The 16,818-nt window shown below is 43.2% G+C and carries 17 protein-coding genes; 5 read left to right on the forward strand and 12 right to left on the reverse strand.

Features of this window, described 5'->3' with window-relative positions:
- Positions 1–26: 26 nt before the first annotated feature.
- Positions 27–1,100: a M42 family metallopeptidase gene (locus NSS76_RS13935; RefSeq protein WP_024424863.1), complete on the reverse strand. Its 1,074-nt coding sequence runs from the start codon at positions 1,098–1,100 to the stop codon at positions 27–29.
- A 199-nt stretch (positions 1,101–1,299) separates the two neighbouring features.
- Between NSS76_RS13935 and NSS76_RS13940 the strand changes: the two genes are divergently transcribed.
- A complete protein-coding gene (locus NSS76_RS13940; RefSeq protein WP_003217759.1) occupies positions 1,300–1,614 on the forward strand; it encodes a PepSY domain-containing protein in 315 nt (104 codons plus the stop codon).
- A 41-nt stretch (positions 1,615–1,655) separates the two neighbouring features.
- On the opposite strand, the gene NSS76_RS13945 is transcribed toward NSS76_RS13940, so the two are convergent.
- From NSS76_RS13945 to trmB, 3 genes are all read right to left on the reverse strand, one after another.
- Positions 1,656–3,353 carry an NAD-dependent malic enzyme gene (locus tag NSS76_RS13945; RefSeq protein WP_073207028.1) on the reverse strand — a complete coding sequence of 566 codons (1,698 nt, stop codon included), beginning with the start codon at positions 3,351–3,353 and terminating at the stop codon, positions 1,656–1,658.
- Positions 3,354–3,427: 74 nt separating this feature from the next.
- Complete coding sequence (locus NSS76_RS13950) at positions 3,428–4,276, reverse strand: YtnP family quorum-quenching lactonase (RefSeq protein WP_073207031.1); 849 nt, start codon at positions 4,274–4,276, stop codon at positions 3,428–3,430.
- 116 nt (positions 4,277–4,392) lie between these two features.
- Positions 4,393–5,034 carry a tRNA (guanosine(46)-N7)-methyltransferase TrmB gene (gene trmB, locus NSS76_RS13955; protein WP_025092410.1) on the reverse strand — a complete coding sequence of 214 codons (642 nt, stop codon included), beginning with the start codon at positions 5,032–5,034 and terminating at the stop codon, positions 4,393–4,395.
- A gap of 188 nt (positions 5,035–5,222) precedes the next feature.
- On the opposite strand from trmB, the gene NSS76_RS13960 reads away from it, so the two are divergent.
- On the forward strand, positions 5,223–5,498 hold the full coding sequence (locus NSS76_RS13960; RefSeq protein WP_025092409.1) for a YtzH-like family protein: 276 nt from the start codon (positions 5,223–5,225) through the stop codon (positions 5,496–5,498).
- Here the strand turns inward: NSS76_RS13960 and NSS76_RS13965 are convergent.
- The 4 genes from NSS76_RS13965 to thpR all read right to left on the reverse strand — a co-directional run bounded on the left by NSS76_RS13965 (position 5,495) and on the right by thpR (position 9,070).
- Complete coding sequence (locus tag NSS76_RS13965) at positions 5,495–6,295, reverse strand: phosphotransferase family protein (RefSeq protein ID WP_024424868.1); 801 nt, start codon at positions 6,293–6,295, stop codon at positions 5,495–5,497. The genes NSS76_RS13960 and NSS76_RS13965 overlap by 4 nt on opposite strands.
- 284 nt (positions 6,296–6,579) lie before the next feature.
- Positions 6,580–7,509, reverse strand: coding sequence for a YegS/Rv2252/BmrU family lipid kinase (locus tag NSS76_RS13970; protein ID WP_332285464.1), 930 nt, complete (start codon positions 7,507–7,509; stop codon positions 6,580–6,582).
- Between the two features lie 48 nt (positions 7,510–7,557).
- Positions 7,558–8,493 (reverse strand): hypothetical protein, encoded by a 936-nt coding sequence (locus tag NSS76_RS13975; RefSeq protein ID WP_024424870.1) that lies wholly within the window; start codon positions 8,491–8,493, stop codon positions 7,558–7,560.
- 25 nt (positions 8,494–8,518) lie between these two features.
- Positions 8,519–9,070 (reverse strand): RNA 2',3'-cyclic phosphodiesterase, encoded by a 552-nt coding sequence (gene thpR, locus NSS76_RS13980; RefSeq protein ID WP_270127398.1) that lies wholly within the window; start codon positions 9,068–9,070, stop codon positions 8,519–8,521.
- Between the two features lie 94 nt (positions 9,071–9,164).
- Here thpR and cysK point away from each other — a divergent pair, with 94 nt between their 5' ends.
- Positions 9,165–10,094, forward strand: a complete 930-nt coding sequence (cysK, locus tag NSS76_RS13985) for a cysteine synthase A (protein ID WP_415475616.1) — start codon at positions 9,165–9,167, stop codon at positions 10,092–10,094.
- A gap of 48 nt (positions 10,095–10,142) precedes the next feature.
- Here cysK and NSS76_RS13990 read toward each other — a convergent pair whose 3' ends face one another.
- The gene (locus tag NSS76_RS13990) at positions 10,143–10,769 is read right to left on the reverse strand and encodes a Type 1 glutamine amidotransferase-like domain-containing protein (RefSeq protein WP_341082398.1); all 627 of its coding nucleotides are present in this window, start codon (positions 10,767–10,769) and stop codon (positions 10,143–10,145) included.
- 29 nt (positions 10,770–10,798) lie between these two features.
- Complete coding sequence (gene pepV / locus NSS76_RS13995; RefSeq protein WP_341082399.1) at positions 10,799–12,199, reverse strand: dipeptidase PepV; 1,401 nt, start codon at positions 12,197–12,199, stop codon at positions 10,799–10,801.
- Between the two features lie 94 nt (positions 12,200–12,293).
- On the opposite strand from pepV, the gene NSS76_RS14000 reads away from it, so the two are divergent.
- Positions 12,294–13,592: an NCS2 family permease gene (locus NSS76_RS14000; protein WP_024424875.1), complete on the forward strand. Its 1,299-nt coding sequence runs from the start codon at positions 12,294–12,296 to the stop codon at positions 13,590–13,592.
- Positions 13,593–13,962: 370 nt separating this feature from the next.
- Positions 13,963–14,184, forward strand: coding sequence for a DeoR family transcriptional regulator (locus NSS76_RS14005; protein WP_008356419.1), 222 nt, complete (start codon positions 13,963–13,965; stop codon positions 14,182–14,184).
- Between the two features lie 277 nt (positions 14,185–14,461).
- On the opposite strand, the gene NSS76_RS14010 is transcribed toward NSS76_RS14005, so the two are convergent.
- Positions 14,462–15,178, reverse strand: coding sequence for a pseudouridine synthase (locus NSS76_RS14010; protein ID WP_025092402.1), 717 nt, complete (start codon positions 15,176–15,178; stop codon positions 14,462–14,464).
- Positions 15,179–15,194: 16 nt separating this feature from the next.
- Positions 15,195–16,817: a putative polysaccharide biosynthesis protein gene (locus NSS76_RS14015; protein WP_025092401.1), complete on the reverse strand. Its 1,623-nt coding sequence runs from the start codon at positions 16,815–16,817 to the stop codon at positions 15,195–15,197.
- Between the last annotated feature and the right edge of the window lies 1 nt (position 16,818).

A 16,818-nucleotide genomic window follows, 5' to 3' on the forward strand; every position in this document is an offset into this window, starting at 1 on the left:
GAAGAAGCAGCCTTTTTCTATTCTATTTATACTTGTTGATAAATAGAATCCACTGTACTTTGATCACAATTTTTGACAAGGCGGACAATTAACTCTTTAGCCGCTGCGTAATCATCCACATGCAAAACAGAATGACTTGTATGAATGTAGCGTGCGCAAACCCCAATGACGGCAGAAGGCACACCTTGGTTTGAAATATGAACACGTCCAGCGTCCGTACCACCCGGTGATACGAAATATTGATATGGAATGTTGTTTGTCTCAGCAGTATCAAGCACAAAGTCTCTCATTCCGCGGTGCGTAATCATTGTCCGATCAAAAATACGCAGAAGTGCACCTTTTCCAAGCTGGCCGAACTGTGTTTTGTCACCTGTCACATCGTTTGCAGGACTCGCATCTAAAGCGAAGAAAAGATCTGGCTGAATCATATTCGCAGCTACCTCAGCCCCTCTAAGCCCAACTTCCTCTTGAACAGTTGCTCCTGAGTACAGCTGACATGAAAGTGTTTCGTCTTTTAATTCTTTTAATAATTCAATTGCAAGGCCGCAGCCATAGCGGTTATCCCAAGCCTTCGCTAAAATCTTTTTTGGATTCGCCATTGGGGTAAAAACCGTTGCAGGAACGATTTGCTGTCCTGGACGAACGCCAAGCTCTTTTGCCTCTTCTTCACTGTCTGCACCAATATCAATGAGCATATCTGACGGCTTCACAGGTTTGCTTTTTTGTTCTGGCGTCAGAAGGTGAGGAGGTGTACTAGAGACGACACCAGGAATTGGCCCGTGATCGGTATGGACGTCCACACGCTGCGCCAGCATGACTTGACTCCACCAGCCGCCAAGTGTTTGAAAACGAATCATCCCGTTTTTCGTAATCGATGAGACCATGAATCCGACTTCATCCATATGACCCGCTACCATAATTTTCGGTGCGTTTTCCTGCCCCTTGCGTACGCCAAACACTCCGCCAAGACGGTCTTGAATGAGTTCATCAGAATATTTCTCAAGTTCCTTTTTCATAAAAGCACGCACATGGTGCTCATTTCCTGGAGTTCCCTGTAATTCTGTTAAATTTCGGAAAAGCGACAATGTTTCTTCGTTCATTCTACAGTTTACCTCGTTTCTATGTAATGACCATATATATTCCTATAAAAATAACACTCACTTTATACTATAAGAATTCTTTCGGTTTTCCAAGTATCTCTCCAGAAATTTTGAATATGCTTTCAAGTATTCGGATTCCTTAACATCAATGGACAAGTTTTGTATAATGGAAAAAACAGCAATACGGAGGTGCAGCACGTTGAAGTTAAAACATGTTCTAATTGGTGCGAGTATTGGCGTAGCCGCTGCAATTGTTGCAAAGAAAGTATTTTTCCCTACGTATATCTCATCTGAAAAAGCATTAAAAATTGTGAAATCTGCTTTTAAACAGCGCGGCCCTATTGATGGCTCTTGGATTTATACTGTACCAGAACCGTATACCGTAAATGGTGAAACGATTGATGTGTACAAATCTGGCATTACCCGCTCTGCCTTTGGCGAGCTTGAACAGTATGAAGTAATGATTGATGCCAAAACTGGCATGATCGTGGATGTCATTGATTCTGTTGCTTGATCAAGAAAGCTTCGCAAAGACGTGTCCTTGCGAAGCTTTTTTTATATGGCTTTGATTTTTTTGTACACAGGATGCCACATAGCGTCCTGCACAGCCTGAATAAGATCATCAGGCGTTTCTTCTGCTATTCCTTCATCAATTGCTGCCTGCGCCACACGGACGGCCACTGTCGCTGAAACGGTTCGAAGCTGATCGACACTTGGCAGCATCGCTGCACCCGGCTTCCCAACATTGACCATGCTTGCAATGGCTTCAGCACTCGCAACAAACATACTGTCTGTCATCAACCTGGCTTTTGACACAATTGTGCCTAGACCAAGTCCTGGGAAGACAAGGGCATTATTCGCTTGTCCAATTTCATATGTGACACCGCCATACTCGACAGGAGCAAATGGACTTCCCGTTGTCACAAGAGCGCGTCCTTCAGTCCACTCGATCAGATCTTGCGGCTTTGCTTCTGAAAGAGGGGTCGGATTCGACATCGGTAAAATCGCAGGGCGCTCCACGTGTGACGCCATTTCTTTTACAATTTCCTCTGTAAAAGCGCCTCCGACAGTCGAGGTGCCAATTAAGATCGTTGGTTTCGCCTGCTTGACGACCTCTAATAGATCAATCGAATGCTTTGGACCATTACGGGCATAATCCTTTACTTCGTCAGAACGTCTTGCATACGGCTTTTGAAATGGCTGAATGTCAGGTGAATCATCTGTGAGCAGCCCCGTTTTATCAATACACCAGAAATGATCGTAGGACTCCTCTTCTTTGACTCCGTCTCTGACGATCGCATCACGGATTTGCTCGGCTATGCCAATACCTGCCGTACCCGCTCCAAAAATGACAATACGGTGATCTTTCAGCGGAACTTTCGAAGCTTTTGCACATGCTAGCACTGCAGCAAGTGAAACGGCGCCAGTCCCTTGAATGTCATCGTTAAATGTACAAATACGATCCTTATATTTTTCCAATATCGCACGGGCATTCTTTGTCCCAAAGTCTTCCCAGTGAAGGAGGGCGTTTGGGAAAGTAGCGCGGGCAAGCTCGACATATTGATCAATGAACTGATCATAGCGCTCTCCTCGAACGCGGGAGTGCTGATTTCCAACATAAAGCGGATCATTCAATAGACTTTCCTGGTTCGTTCCGGCATCAAGCACTACTGCCAGCACGCGGCTGGGATCAATGCCTGCTGCAGCTGTATAAACAGCAAGTTTCCCAACTGAAATGGCAATCCCGCCAACGCCCCAGTCTCCAATACCTAAAATGCCTTCTGCATCAGTTGCAACGATTAAGTCGATTGATTCATCGACACCATAAGAGGCAAAAATCTCCTCCATGCCTTCCAGATCATCAATCGATAAATAGAGCCCTCTTGGCTTTCGATACTCATGGCTATAACGCTGAATAGCCGTTCCTACAGTCGGCGTGTAGACAATCGGAAGCATTTCCGCCAAGTGCTCATTAAGTAATTTGTAAAAAAGCACTTCATTTCTATCATGAAGTGATGTTAAATACACATTTTTCCCTAGATCATCCGGCTGTGCCTTGAACTGCTCATATGCACGCTTTGCCTGATCCTCTAAGGTTAAGACCTTAGGCGGAAGAAATCCCTTTAACCCGAGCTCCTCCCGCTCTTCCTTTGTAAATGCAACCCCTTTATTTAAATAAGGGACTGACATGACTTCCATCCCTCTTAATGGTGTTTCGATCACATCACCATGTACACGATAAAATTGGTTCACCTGCACTCTTCCTTTCACAAGTTCATTTTGTCGTTATTTTGTGTGAAAGGCGAAAAAAACATACAGATGATCTTTTATCTTCCTGTTTCTCTTTTGATTTCGTGTGTGATCTGCCCGTCTTCGTCCCATTTTACAGCACGATAAATGGCATCATGATAAAACAAGTACCACGCATTTTTTTCTTCTGCAAATGCCTGCCACTTTTGCTTGGCTGGAATCGAGGTCATTGGGTAATCATCATATGCCAAAACCCAAAGTGGATTTTTATGAGCATGTGTTGGCATGATATCAGCTAAATGAATCGCTGTTTCACCCTCACTTGTGAACGTTAAAATGCTATGACCATTACTGTGGCCGCCTGTATGATGCAGCTCGATGCCTTCTGTCACTTCGATGCTTTCTTCAAATGTGACCACTTGGTCTGCTACAGGCTCCCAGTTTTCTTTCCAATATGTATTTCTTGAGCGAATGTTCGGCGCTCTCATTTCATCCCATTCGATTTTCGAGGTGATGATTTTTGCCTGCTGAAAAACAGACACAAGCTTATCGCCTTCACGTTTTGTTAATCCGCTGGCATGATCGAAGTGCAGATGTGTCATTAATACGTAATCAATATCTGATGGGCGCAGGCCAAGCGCCGCTAGAGATTCTTCCAATTTGGTTTCCTCTGTCACGCCGTAATTGCGTTTTTGTTTATCTGTCAGCTTCCCTGATCCGATGCCGGAATCCACTAACAGATGAAGACCCTTCCACCGAATAAGAATTGGATCACATCGTAATTCAATTTGATTGCGGTCATTTACCGGGTACTTTTTTGACCATAATGGCTTTGGCACGACACCGAACATCGCACCGCCGTCCATGTGCGTATCTCCCCCGTTTAACCAAAACAGTTCCATTTCACCTATTTTCATTGTCTCCATTGCTGTCATCCCTCCTTTTTCTATCGTAGCAAATACAGCCAAAAATCGCATGCACCAATCTTTTCATAAAAAAAGCTGGCTGCCATTTTTCTTTGCAGCCAGCTTGATGTCACTTGTTATTCTGGGAATTTGACTTCTGATCGATAGATCGGTTGTCCCATAGACGAGAATTTCTCTTCATATTCAGTCATCACGTTTCCTTCTAAGCCGTCCTCATGTAAATCTAGGCTGACATACGTTAAAAGAAGACCGTAGGCAGAAAAACTTTTTAAGGAATATTCAAATAACCCGCGGTTATCTGTTTTGAAATGTAATTCACCGCCTGGACGAAGAATATGTTCATATCGCTCTAAAAAGGTTTTAAACGTCAATCTGCGCTTTTCGTGTCTTGCTTTTGGCCACGGATCAGAGAAATTCAAATACACCCGGTCAATCTCATTTTCCGCAAACACATCTGTCAGCGTCTCAGCATTGATGTTCAAAAGCTTTACATTTTCAACATCTGTCTCTTTGATTTTATCTACTGCTGTCACAATGACACTTTTAAATAATTCAATGCCAATATAGTTGATATCAGGATGAAGCTTGCCCATTCCAGCAATAAAGCTCCCTTTTCCTGTCCCAACTTCGATATGGATTGGATGATCATTTCCAAACAGCTCATGCCATTTCCCTCTATATTGCTCGGGACTCGCTAAAGCAATATGAGCATTCTCAGCTAAGTAATCATCAGCCCATGGTTTATGTCGCATTCTCAATTTGATACACCTCTATTTTCTTTACATTTTATCAAGATACCATGAAACATAAAGACCCGCAAGAAAGCATCTTCTATGTCCATATAAAAAGACCAGCCCTTCGCTTGAGCTGGTCTGCCGCATGTATAAATTGGGCGCTGAATGCACAGTTTAACCTCATAAATGACACGCAGGAAAGGAGCATTTGTATGGGTTTAAACCGTCAACATCAGCTTCAATTAATCAAAGATATTTTAACCGATCACCAGCTGGATTGCTGCGGGACTGTTGCAGAATATGAACAGGTGGGACGCGTGATTCAATTAATGCTGGCAAAAGAAGATCTGGATCCCGACATTCGTCAGCTGTTAACAGATATTTATGATTACAGCCAAAAGGGCACCTCTGTCAGTTCAATTGATGCACATATTGAGGAGCATCAATCACATCTGTCTGAGTGGGTCGAGAACATTCCACTGTCTTAATGGATGTTTAACCGTTTTAAGAGTGCATTTAGCTCCGCTTGCACTTCTTTTTGCGCCTTTTCATTCCCTTTTCGTTTATGCCAAACGACAAACGATACGGTTTCAGCGAGCACGTACCACGCCATGCGCTTTCGCAAATTGTCCGTCAGCGGGGCGCCGTACATAGAGAGCCAGCTTTCCCAGTTCTCTTCCTCAACATAATGGTATAAAAGCGGTCCAAGATCAATCGCTGGGTCTGCAATCATCGCCCCATCCCAATCGATCAAATAGAGCTGGTTTTCATCTGTCAGCAGCCAATTATTATGATTGAGATCGCAATGACAGACGACCTTGTCCTCAAAATGGACAGCCTCCACATGCTTCTCTAAATACTGGATGGCACGCGAAATGTCTTGTGAATCAATTTGCTCGTTTAATATGGACTGTTTCAAATGCATCAGAATGGATTCTGGGTCTAGAGAGTGCTTCTCTAATCGTTTCAGCATATCGAGCAATTCTTTTGATGTATGAATTTTTCTTAGCTGCTCTGCTACAGGACGATCATTCATGTCCTTTGGCTTCAGCTCTCTGCCGCTCAGCCAATGCTGTGCAGTAATCACATCTCCATTTTCCATCCGTTTTGTCCAGACAAGCTTCGGCACAATGCCTTCAGCTGACAAAACCGCAAGAAACGGTGACGTATTGCGTTTTAAAAATAGCTTTTGGTCATTGTGTGTTGCGAAGTACGCATCTCCCGTAGCGCCTCCAGCCGGAGAGATGTGCCATTCGCTACCTAATATTTGTCCCAACCAGTTCATATCAATTTTCAACCCATCATTTCTTAAAATATTTTAAATCTTGCTTTTTTAGTCGACAAAATTCAGCCGATTGAGGATCAATTGGCTGTTTCTTTTTTTATTTATATGATCATAAAAACAAAAAGGACAGCTATTGAGAATGAGATGCTAAACAATAGCCGTCCTATAGATTTTATCGTTACCTTCTTATACTCGTCAAGCAAAACTAAAAAATCAGGACAAGAACCTTATGAAAAAGAAGGCTTTTTTCACGGTTCTTTGCCTGCGGATATACCGCAAGTTATTTAAGCACGTAATTTTAAGGATCGTTCACTGGCCTTTACAAAGACAGGCGTTGCGCCGATCACTTCTCCATCTGCGTGAAATAAGATTTTTTCATCTGCTTCTAAAAACGCTTCCTCATGCTGAAACAGGGTAACCCCCTTCATCCCAAGGTGCTTTCGAAACACCATTGCACTTAGAAACAAGAGGACTTTGAATGGATTCAAATCTGTGACAACCATCGTTTGAAAACCTGGCTGCCTTGCACTCACTTCCGGCGCTGCTTCCAGCCCTCCCCCATAATACGGGTGATTACATACGATCACAAACCACACTTGGCGAAAGACTTTCCTCTCATTTTCAATAAATAGCGCAAGATCAAAGGGCTTAAACGACCATAAAGAATGGAGAAATGACAGAGGATAGATGATAAAGCCAAGCCCCAGCTGTTTCAGCCACTTCTCCCCTCTAAAATGCACCGTTTTCCTCAGTACATGTGCGTCAAACCCCACACCGATATGATTGAGAAAGAGAACAGATTGCGGACTTTCGGCATGATCTTGAAAGGAGCCGAGAGAAAATGTTTTGGTGAGCATTCTCTTTTGCTTTCTCACTTCTTTTAGGACATCATGACGATGGATACCGAGACCCTTCGCAGCATCATTCCAATGACCAGCAGGGACAAAACTAAGCTGCACATGATCGACTTCCTTTAAGCCATTCAGTACTTCATGAATGGTGCCGTCACCGCCAATAACAATCAAGCGCTTCAGCCTGTCATCCTGCATGGCACTGATTTGTCTTGCCAAAACTTCGGCATGGCCTTCATGCTGGGTGAGAAATGATCGATAAGAGACCTCCACCTTTTGTAATTCTTTCTCTATGCTCCTCCATGTGCGGAGTCCTTTTCCATGTCCTGCTTCTGGATTAACGATAAAGTACCATTCATTCATATATTAGCTCCACTCAGGTCTCATTTTTCGTGACCTTCCATCATGCCTTTAATCGAGCCATTCCTGTCTTCTTTTGCTGTCTGATTCACCATAAGCAAGCAATGCCTTTGTCGCCTTAAATTGCTGATGCTTTGTCGGCGCCGTATTTTTCCGCTGCTTTTCAAACCACTCTTCTGCCTTCTTCTTATCGATAACCTCCATCCCATATGGAACTTCAGGTAAATCAATATAAGAGGTTCGGCTGATGAGGATTTTTTTCACAGGAAGGTCTACACCACTCTGCTGTAAGATCTTTGACACGACGGTGCCAGAGCGCAAAAGGCTTGCACAAGGATTCAAGACGGACTGAACAGCTTTCCCAGTCGCCCGTTTTTCCCAAAAACGTTCCTTCGTTCCAATATAGACGCTGTCTGGCTCGGCCTCTAAGAAGGATAAACAGATCACTTCGAGCGGCGTGATGAGTATCGGACATAATTCCATCTCAGCTTTTTGAATGAGCAGCACCGGCTTGTACATCACAAAATAAGAATCCGGAAGCTGCCTTGCAAGCATCCGCAGCTTTTCATCATACCGAATATGATGGGAAACGGTTGAAATATGTGAAATCGTCGAACTCGCCCATTTTAATTGCACTTCAAAGAGATGATCCTTAAAAAAGTGAATCAGCTTCGTTTCATCGGTAGGAACGTTTCTGAAAACCCCTTGCTCTATATCTGTCGGCTCGTTAAAAAGACTCAGGTCCCGTTCCTTTTTCATATCGGCTTCTTTTTGCTTTCTCTTTAAGGAGAATTTCTTTCTCTTTTCTTCCTCTTGTTCTGGCGCTTGTTGAGGAATTTGATCAAACGGTTGCTGCGCCTCCTCTTTTGAAGCCTTTTTTAACTCGTCCCATCTTTGTTTTTTCAACCGATTGAATTGATTGATATAGTGATGCGGGTCTTGTTCATATCGTGATATATAATCTTGAATTTTGATAATTTGCGCCATCTGCTGCTCACTCCAACTTCTAGAATCATTTATGTAGTGTAAATTGTTTGATTGCGTGATAACGAGGGGTTTCCTTCGGACGTATTTCAAATAAAGTGATACGAGAAACCTCCATCACATATGGCTCTTTGCGTAAAGGTGCTTGCTTTTCATAAGGGTCATCCGCATTCCATTTGCGCGCAATCGTCATATGCGGATGAAACGGTCTCTTTTCAACAGGGTGTCCGGCTGACAAGACGGCTTCCTTTACCTTTTCTCTTAAATGCATGAGCGGCTCACTTTCATGAGGCTTTGCAAAAAAGACTCTTGGGCGTTCTTTCGCACCAAACTGCCCTACCTCATTCAGCTCTAGTGGAAATGCAGACGCTTCATTTGAAAGGATGTCAAGCAGGTGGATGATCTTTTTTAAACGCTCTTCTGGAATGGCGCCTAAAAAGATAAGGGTCACATGATAATCATGTGGTGCTGTCCATTTTTGAAAGAACAGTCCGCTCCTTTGATCAATGTCTTGTTTGATTTGATGCGCAAGTTGTTCAGGGATGTGAATCCCTATAAAATAATGACGGTTTTCTGACACAATATCACCTGTCCTTTTTTAACAAACTTTACGAATCCCCATTGATGATAGTATAACTAAAGAAATGCGGAATGAGAAGAAAGGGTGTCATCTGATGAAAGTTGCACAAAATATAGCGGAGCTGATTGGCGATACACCGCTTGTTAAATTACAGCGGCTTCAGCCAGAAAATGCGGCGGCTGTTTACTTAAAGCTGGAATCATTTAATCCCAGCGGAAGTGTAAAAGACCGCGCGGCTTACAATATGCTCACCGAAGCAGAAAAACAAGGGAAACTCACAAAAGGAGCAACCATTATTGAGCCTACGAGCGGGAATACAGGGATTGGTTTAGCCATGAATGCTGCCGCAAGAGGCTACAAAGCCATCCTTGTCATGCCTGATACGATGACAAAGGAAAGAATCAATATTTTGAAGGCATACGGGGCGCAGGTCGTCTTAACCCCAGGAGAAGAAAAAATGCCAGGCTGCATCCGAAAGGCTGAGGAACTGGCTGCTCAAATTCCTCATAGCTTTATTCCTATGCAATTTGACAACAGGGCGAACCCAGATGCACATAGAGGAACAACAGCAGTCGAAATCATGGAAGCTGTGAAACAACTTGGACAGCCTCTTGGAGCCTTTGTCGCAACAGCTGGGACTGGAGGTACTATTACTGGAACTGGAGAGGAATTAAAGAAGGCCTTTCCTCATTTGACCATCCGTGTGGCAGAGCCGAAGGGATCTCCTGTCTTATCTGGCGGGAAACCCGGGAAACATAAGCTCGTTGGCACAAGCCCAGGATTTATCCCCCATATTTTAAACGAGCACGTCTATGATGACATCGTGCAAGTAAGTGACGAAGACGCTTATCACATCACACGGCAGCTCGCTAAGCTTGAAGGAATTTTAGTAGGCCCATCCTCTGGGGCGGCTTGCTATGCAGCCATTGAAACAGCCAAGCAATTGCCGGCAGATCAAATCGTGATCTGTATGACAGCAGATACGGGCGAACGTTACTTATCAAGTGATGTTTTTCAAGATTAAAAAAGGAACAGGGCGATGAATCCCTGTTCCTTTTTCTTCGTTTCATGGTTAAGGTGCTTTGACAGATTGCACCTCAGCCTGCTCCCCTGTGACGAGTAAAGCCTGTTCATCAGTAAGCGGGCATAAATCAAGCGTCTGCTGATACTTCTCCATAATTAGCTGCGCAGCCTCGCCTAAATAGGTATTGTGCATATGCGGTACTGGATAGCGGCTTATTTCATTGAAACCTTGAAATGATGAAAGCTCCTGTGCCTTCTTTTGATCATCCATCAGAGAGATATATTCAATGCTTGGCGCCATAATGATACTCCCCGCAGATTCTCCGATGTACAGCTTGCCGTTATTGACTTCTTCTTTCAACACGTTATCGAGACGATGCTTTCTTAATTCCTGCAATAAATAAAAAGTGTTGCCTCCTGAAACGTAGATCACATCATTTTGTTTGATCATCTGCGCGATCTCTTCAGCGGACTGTTCATCTATCTGCACAGTCTCAATTTGCATCCCTAATTGCTGAAAGGCTTCCTTCGCTGCCTCCACATAGTGCGTGACTTCTTCTACAGCACTTGCCGTTGGAATGAAAGTCACGCGCTTCCCTTTTAAAGATTCACCCGCAAAGTCAGATAAGAGAGAATAGCTGTCTTTGAATGAAGAGCATAAGAACATTTTTTTCACTGTGAATCCCCTCTTCTCTTTTCCAATTTCTATTTTGCTAATTCATACATGGCTTGTGCATAAAGAGCTGTTGCTCTCAGTAAGTCATCAATTTCAATATATTCATCCTTTTGATGGGCGCAGTCTGGTCTGCCAGGAAATAAAGGTCCGAAGGCAACGCCTGCTTCTAAAGATCTCGCATACGTTCCTCCCCCAATGGCAATAAGGGTTGCAGGATCTCCCGTTTGTTCCTCATATACCCGCTGCAAGGTTTTCACAAGCGGATGATCTTTTGAGACGTGATGCGGAGGACTGTCTTCGAATTTTAGAAGAGCCGCCCCTTTGATGCTTTCAATTCCTTTTTTGACGTCCTTGCCGTCTGCTGTCACTGGATAGCGGACATTTAACCCTAGCTTTGCTTCCTCATTCTGTTTATAGCGGATTATCCCAACATTCAACGTCAAATCTCCACTAATCTCATCTTTGCAAGCAATTCCCAGCTTTTGCCCTCTTGTATCCTGATCAAATAAAGCGTTGATTTGGGAGGTAAAGGCAAGTCCCTGCTCATCTAATTCGTGTCCGCATAAGAAATTCGCCATATGAATGCCCGCATTTGTCCCATGCGCCGGCTCCATAGCATGAACAGATACCCCTTTTAATGTAAAATGCAGTCCATCCGCTGCGCTTTTTACCTCACCAGATAATTGATGATCAGCAAGATAGGCTTCGAAAGCTGTCTTTATTAATTCAGCATCGTGTTCCTGTGCACAAGTCACAGTAGCAGCTGCCTCATCTGGCACCATATTGAGCCTCATACCCGATGTAAATTGCTTTAGCGTATAGCGCTGATGATTCGCTGTTTGTTGATATGTAAATGACAGGGTGGCATCAATAATCCCTTTTTCCGCATGAATAATCGGAAAATCGGCGTCTGGTGCAAATCCGATTTGCGGCATCGCCTCATGCTTGAAATAATGGTCCACACAGCGCCAATCGCTTTCTTCATCTGTTCCAATGATCATTCGAATTTTTTTCGACAGTTGCAGACCAGTATCTTTTAAGATCTTCAGCGCATAAAATGCCGCCATGGTTGGGCCTTTGTCATCAATAGCTCCGCGTGCAAAGATTTTATTTTCTCTGATGTCAGCTGAAAATGGCGGGGTTGTCCAGCCGTCGCCAGCAGGAACGACGTCCACGTGACACAGCACACCTACAATGTCTTCGCCTTCCCCGTATTCAATATGACCTGCATAGCCGTCGACATTCTTGACTGTGAAGCCTTCGTCTTCCCCTTTTTTCAGCATATACTGCAGGGCATCATCGACTTTTTCACCAAATGGCTTTCCTTCTTTGCCGCCTTCTTCATCAAGGACACTTTCAATTTGTAAAAAAGATTGTGTGTCCTGAATTAAGTCGTCTTTTTTTCGTATTACTTCAGCTTCCCAATTCATTTTTCCATTCCTCCTTGAAAAAAGGTTGCAATCCACCCTTAAAACGAATATTATATTAATTGTTTTGTAATAATGTTCGTAAATGGAGGATTTTATGTTTCAGTTAAAAGAAAATCAAACCAACATAAAGAAAGAAATAATCGCTGGTATGACGACATTCTTTACTATGGTCTATATTGTTGCCGTCAACCCGGGAATTCTTTCAAAAGCAGGTATTCCTTTTGACCAAGTCTTTACTGCAACAATCATCGCTGCTGTTGTCGGTACGCTCTGGATGGCACTATTTGCAAATTATCCGATTGCCATTGCACCAGGCATGGGGCTGAATGTCTATTTCACCTTTACCGTTGTCGGCGGTGGCGGCATCAGCTATCAAACAGCGTTTAGTGCGGTATTTGTTGCTGGTATACTCTTTATTATTTTATCGTTAACATCCCTTAGAAAACAACTGATTCAAGCCATTCCAGATAATTTAAAGTACGGTATTACAGCAGGAATCGGGCTTTTCATTGCATTTATCGGCCTCCGTCAGTCTGGGATCATCGCTGCTGATCCAGAAAACCTTGTGAAGCTTGGCAATTTAAGCTCGCCTGTTGTCATTTTAACGCTTGTCGGCTTAATGATTTCGGTTATTTTAATGGTTCTTCAAATAAATGGTGCACTGTTTATCGGCATGTTAGCGACCACATTGATTGCACTCGCAACCGGCCAGCTTCATTTCCCTAAAACACTGATGGACATCCCTGCACTGCCTGAAGGCATGCTGATTACAAATCCAATCGCTGCCTTTGGTGACGTGTTCTCTCATCATTTGTATGCTGTCGTCTTCTCCTTCTTACTGGTGACGATTTTTGATACAACAGGCACGATGATCGGCGTTGCCGAACAAGCGGGATTAATGAAAAATGGCCAGCTGCCAAAAGTGCGCAGAGCCCTGCTCGCTGACTCTGCTGCAACGACGGTTGGTTCTATGTTTGGTACAAGCCCAACCACTGCTTATATTGAATCATCATCAGGAGTAGCTGCTGGCGGAAGAACTGGGCTGACGTCTTTAACGGTCGCTGCACTGTTTATTGTGGCATTATTTTTTGGCCCGCTCGTTCAAGCTATTTCTTCTTTACCATCGATCACATCACCTGTTTTAATCATTGTTGGCTGCTTGATGATGAACTCGGTGTCACGCATTCGCTGGAACGAACTAGACGAGGCATTCCCTGCTTTCCTTGTTATTCTTTCGATGCCGCTGACTTCTAGTATCTCTACAGGAATTTCACTTGGATTTATTTCATATCCGCTTGTGAAATTGGCAAAAGGGAAATGGAGAGAAGTACATGTGCTTGTTCTCATCTTTGCGGTCTTATTTTTCATTCAGCTCTTTTTCTTAGAAGGATAACAGAAACAAAAAAGGCACATCCTCACATGGAATGTGCCTTTTTGCCTTCACTGAATTTTTTATTTTGTAAATTTTCTGTGTTTATTTTTCAGAATTTGAAAATGTCAGCTCCAATCGTATCCCTTATCATTATTGGGTTGTAACCGGATTCAAATCATGATATATACCATATTTTATTTCATGAAGACAAGTTTAAAAACACGTAAAGTTGACTTTTTGGTGGAACTAGATGCATAATAACGTGTATAATAGAATAAAACATTAAGAAACACGAACATTTACCATTGTTGCTTGTCCTTATTTCGCAGTTTTAGTGTAGTAAGTTGTGGTTAGTCAAGTCCATCCGATCTTATTGATAGGGAGTGGTTTTTTGAAACCTTCAACAAACCGTATGATGACTCGAATCAAATCAGTCTATATGTTCATTCAAGAGAAAGGTCTTGTGACGACACAAGAGCTGGTTGATGAATTCGGGATCACACCTAGAACCATTCAAAGAGACTTAAACGTGCTTGCCTATAACGATCTTGTTCATAGTCCAAGCAGAGGCAAATGGGAAACAACGAGAAAAAAAGTAAAAATATCATCTTAAGCGTATAATGAATTGTCCATATAACAAAAAGAACCGGCGATATGCCGGTTCTTTTCTTTTGCAAATTGTTGACGAAGGGCTAAAATGATTTTTATTTTAGCCCTTTGTCTTCTTTACAGCGTGATAGAAAACCTTTGAAGTCTAGGAAGAACGAGCACTGGCGCGGAGCGAATTTAACATTCGTGAGCACCAGCGCACAGGACTGACAAAGAATGCGAGGGTTTGTCTACACGCTGAAGAACCGGCGATATGCCGGTTCTTTTCTTTTATTCTTATGTTATTCACGATTCATTAAGCTGTCTAATTCTTCATCCGTCAATTCACGGTACTCTCCGGGTGCTAAATCTTCATCTAAAGAGACTGCCCCCATCGAGAGCCTTTTTAAAAAGATCACTTCATTTCCCACCGCTTGGGCCATCAGCTTCACTTGATGGTACTTCCCTTCAGTAATCGTCAAACGGATGCGTGTATCTTCCTCTTCATTTGCATCTACTTCCACCTTCGCCGGCTTCGTATGATAATCATCTAAGATGACAACGCCGTCTTCAAGACGCTTAATGTCTTGATCTCCTAAAGGATATTTCAAATGAACCTCATACGTTTTTGGCACATGCTTTTTTGGAGAAAGTAATTGATGAGCAAGCTGTCCATCATTTGTGAGGAGAAGGAGACCGACCGTATCCTTATCCAGTCTCCCCACAGGGAATGGCTCCCTTGCGATATCCTCCGGCTCAAGTAAATCGACAACCGTTTCATCCCGCAGATCTTCAGTCGCCGAGATCACCCCGTCTGGCTTGTTCATCATTAAGTAAATGAATTCTTTATATTCTACACGCTCTCCGTGTACGAGTACTTCATCATTTGATGGATCAACATGATCTTTCACCTGCTTTGCCACTTCTCCATTCACTGTGACCGCCCGGGCTTTGACAAGCTTTTTCACATCTTTTCTTGAACCAAAGCCGCTGTTAGCAAGTAATTTATCAAGCCTCATGAATATCTACCTCTTCTTAACTCTTTTTTCTTAAAAATTTCGGCATACGGCTGCCCAGTACACGCTCTAGTAATCCCACCTTATAAGACAAGTACATATACACACCGCCGCCAGTGATCATGGAAATCAAAATGACGATACCCGCTTGTAAAATTCCGTCTTCATAAGAAATTACTTGGTTCACAAGCTGACTTGTCAAATATGCCACGACAGCCATGATCGCCGTTAAAATACCAATGAGAATAAAACGTTTGAAAATTCTGCGGAACGAATAGCCGGCATGGCGTTTAATCATGATAAACATATACAAGATGGACGCACTGTAGCCTAATGCTGTTGCCAATACAGAACCATTTCCTTGCAGCCAGCTGATCAGCGGGATGTTTAGAACCGTTTTAATAATGATCCCTAACAAAAGACTGACGATCGCAAATTTTTGTTTGTTGATCCCTTGCAGAATCGCTGCATTAATGGTGAATAAAGAAAACAATAATGCAACAGGTGCATACCAGAACAAAATGGAAATCCCAATCTCAGGATGAACAGACGGATAGAAAAACCAATAAGCCGGTCCAGCCAATGCCGAGATACCAAATGAAGCAGGCAGCACGAAAAATAAAATGACTTGCATCGTCTGATCAATTTGTCTATTGAGCAGCTTGTAATTACGTGCTGTAAATAATTCCGTAATCGTCGGAATCAATGTTAAGCCAAACGCTGTGGCAAGTGACACAGGAATCATCACGACCTTCGGTAAATATAACGTCACAATGGACAATACCGCTGTACTAATATCCTGATGTCCGGATGCAATCATGGCTCTGTTAATTGTGTTTGTATCGATATAAGAATAAATTGGAATCGCAAGTCCAACAAACACATACGGCGCCGCATAGCTAAACAGCTCTGTAAACATTTGCTTATAAGATAAATCAGAGTGAGCGCCTGTATTCGGCTGCATGGCTAAGAGCCGGTCCTTCCGCTTCAGCCAATATAAATAAAGCGTGAATAAACCGCCAAATGCACCGATCAGAGCCGCAAATGTTGCATATCCGACAGCAATGACAAGCCCGCCGTCAAGCACCTTTAAAATAATAAACGTCGCCGTTAATAGGAAGATGATTCTGACAAGCTGTTCAATCACTTGGGAAACAGCTGTCGGTCCCATCATGGAGTGTCCTTGGAAGAACCCGCGTACAAGACTCATGATCGGTACAACCAAAAGACCTAAGCTGACCATTCGAATCACATATACTACTTGATCGACAGTCAAACCGCCTGTTTCATTTGATCCGCCAAGCTGAATCTTGGCAAAAATCGGTGCGGACAAATATAAAATAGAAAAGGCGATCATCCCGGTGACAAGCATGACCGACATACCCGCCCTGAACATTTTTCTTGTTGTCTCATAATCGCCGATCGCATTATATTTGGAAACAAATTTTGATACCGCTGTTGGAAAACCAAGCGTAGCGATACTTAAAAAGATCGTATACTGATTGTATCCATATTGGAATAGCGCACCACCAGTAGCTCCAACCATTGCGCTAAATGGAATTAAATAAATCATACCAAGAATACGAGAGAGATACGTCCCTATCGTTAAAACCAACGTACCACGAAGCAGTTTATTAGACATG

Origin of the sequence: Bacillus sp. FSL R5-0654 (genome assembly GCF_038008745.1) — a bacterium.
Taxonomy (GTDB): Bacteria; Bacillota; Bacilli; order Bacillales; family Bacillaceae; genus Bacillus; species Bacillus safensis.

Excerpts from the sequence above, each read along its gene's own strand:
- NSS76_RS13935 (WP_024424863.1), bottom strand. The coding sequence starts at position 1,100 with ATGAACGAAGAAACATTGTCGCTTTTCCGAAATTTAACAGAATTACAG.
- NSS76_RS13950 (WP_073207031.1), bottom strand. The coding sequence starts at position 4,276 with ATGGAGACAATGAAAATAGGTGAAATGGAACTGTTTTGGTTAAACGGG.
- NSS76_RS13960 (WP_025092409.1), top strand. The coding sequence starts at position 5,223 with ATGGGTTTAAACCGTCAACATCAGCTTCAATTAATCAAAGATATTTTA.
- NSS76_RS13965 (WP_024424868.1), bottom strand. The coding sequence starts at position 6,295 with ATGAACTGGTTGGGACAAATATTAGGTAGCGAATGGCACATCTCTCCG.
- NSS76_RS13970 (WP_332285464.1), bottom strand. The coding sequence starts at position 7,509 with ATGAATGAATGGTACTTTATCGTTAATCCAGAAGCAGGACATGGAAAA.
- NSS76_RS13975 (WP_024424870.1), bottom strand. The coding sequence starts at position 8,493 with ATGGCGCAAATTATCAAAATTCAAGATTATATATCACGATATGAACAA.
- cysK (WP_415475616.1), top strand. The coding sequence starts at position 9,165 with ATGAAAGTTGCACAAAATATAGCGGAGCTGATTGGCGATACACCGCTT.
- pepV (WP_341082399.1), bottom strand. The coding sequence starts at position 12,199 with ATGAATTGGGAAGCTGAAGTAATACGAAAAAAAGACGACTTAATTCAG.
- NSS76_RS14000 (WP_024424875.1), top strand. The coding sequence starts at position 12,294 with ATGTTTCAGTTAAAAGAAAATCAAACCAACATAAAGAAAGAAATAATC.
- NSS76_RS14010 (WP_025092402.1), bottom strand. The coding sequence starts at position 15,178 with ATGAGGCTTGATAAATTACTTGCTAACAGCGGCTTTGGTTCAAGAAAA.
- NSS76_RS14015 (WP_025092401.1), bottom strand. The coding sequence starts at position 16,817 with ATGTCTAATAAACTGCTTCGTGGTACGTTGGTTTTAACGATAGGGACG.